Raw genomic sequence first — 1,373 nt, forward strand, 5'->3', positions numbered from 1 at the left:
TGATCGATTATGGCGCAGGCAACCTGCATTCGGTCGCCAATGCGCTGAAGGCGGCGGGCGCCAGCGACGTGCTGATCACCGCCGATGCCGCCGCCGTCGCGACTGCCGACCGTATCGTCCTCCCCGGAGTCGGCGCGTTCGGCGCGTGCGCGGCGGCACTCCGCGCAGTGCCGGGCATGGTCGAGGCGCTCGAACAGCGCGTGCGAAGCGACGCGGTGCCCTTCCTCGGCATTTGCGTCGGTATGCAATTGATGGCGGATACCGGCGAGGAACTGGGCACGCATGCCGGGCTCGGCTGGATGCGCGGCACCGTCCGCCACCTTACCCCTGCCGACCCTACCGCCAAAGTGCCGCATATGGGCTGGAACGATGTCGTCCCCAGCGTCGCACATCCGCTGATCGTGCCGGGCGAAGCCTATTTCCTGCATTCCTACGCCTTCGAGGGCGACGATGTGATCGCGGGGACCGATCATGCCGGGCCGGTCACCGCCGCCATTGGCCGCGACAACATGCTGGGCGTGCAATTCCACCCCGAAAAGAGCCAGCGTTACGGGCTCGATCTTCTCACGCGATTCTTGAGCTGGAAACCATGAGCCTTATCGTTTTCCCCGCGATCGATCTGAAGGGCGGCCAGGTCGTCCGCCTGGCCGAGGGCGATATGGACCGCGCGACCGTCTATGGCGACGATCCCGCCGCGCAAGCGATGCTGTTTGCGCAAGCGGGCGCGGAATATCTCCACGTCGTCGATCTCGACGGCGCGTTCGCGGGCGAATCGGTCAATGGCGAGGCGGTGCGCGCGATCGTCGAGCGCTTCCCCGGCCATGTGCAATTGGGCGGCGGCATCCGCGACCGCGCCGGGATCGAGCGCTGGTTCGACCTGGGCGTATCGCGCGTGGTGATCGGCACGGCGGCGCTCGAAAACCCCGAACTGGTGCGCGAAGCGGCACGCGATTTCCCCGGCGGCATCGTCGTCGCGGTCGATGCGCGCGACGGCTTCGTCGCGACCAAGGGCTGGGCCGATGTCTCGACCGTCGAAGTGATCGACATGGCGCGCCGGTTCGAGGATGCGGGCGTTGCCGCCCTCCTCTTCACCGATGTCGGGCGCGACGGGTTGCTGAAAGGCTGCAATGTCGAGGCCACGGTCGATCTGGCGCGCGCGGTGCGCATTCCGGTGATCGCCAGCGGCGGGGTGAAGGGCATCGCCGAGATCCATGTGCTCGCGCTGCACAACCGCGATGGCGTGGAAGGCGTGATTACGGGGCGCGCTTTGTATGACGGGCGGCTCGATCTGGCGGCGGCGCTCGCCGTGGCGGCGGCGGCATGAGCGGGCGCAACGTATCTCCCTCTCCCCTCCGGGGAGAGGGTCGGGGGGG

At 68.0% G+C, this 1,373-nt stretch carries 2 protein-coding genes; both read left to right on the plus strand.

Annotated elements, in window-relative coordinates:
• Positions 1–2: 2 nt before the first annotated feature.
• A complete protein-coding gene (gene hisH / locus NW75_RS21350) occupies positions 3–593 on the plus strand; it encodes an imidazole glycerol phosphate synthase subunit HisH (protein WP_033967401.1) in 591 nt (196 codons plus the stop codon).
• On the plus strand, positions 590–1,324 hold the full coding sequence (gene hisA / locus NW75_RS21355) for a 1-(5-phosphoribosyl)-5-[(5-phosphoribosylamino)methylideneamino]imidazole-4-carboxamide isomerase (protein ID WP_033967402.1): 735 nt from the start codon (positions 590–592) through the stop codon (positions 1,322–1,324). The genes hisH and hisA overlap by 4 nt, the downstream gene beginning before the upstream one ends.
• Positions 1,325–1,373 lie beyond the last annotated feature (49 nt).

Origin of the sequence: Sphingomonas sp. Ant H11, from assembly GCF_000797515.1 — a bacterium.
GTDB lineage: Bacteria > Pseudomonadota > Alphaproteobacteria > Sphingomonadales > Sphingomonadaceae > Sphingomonas.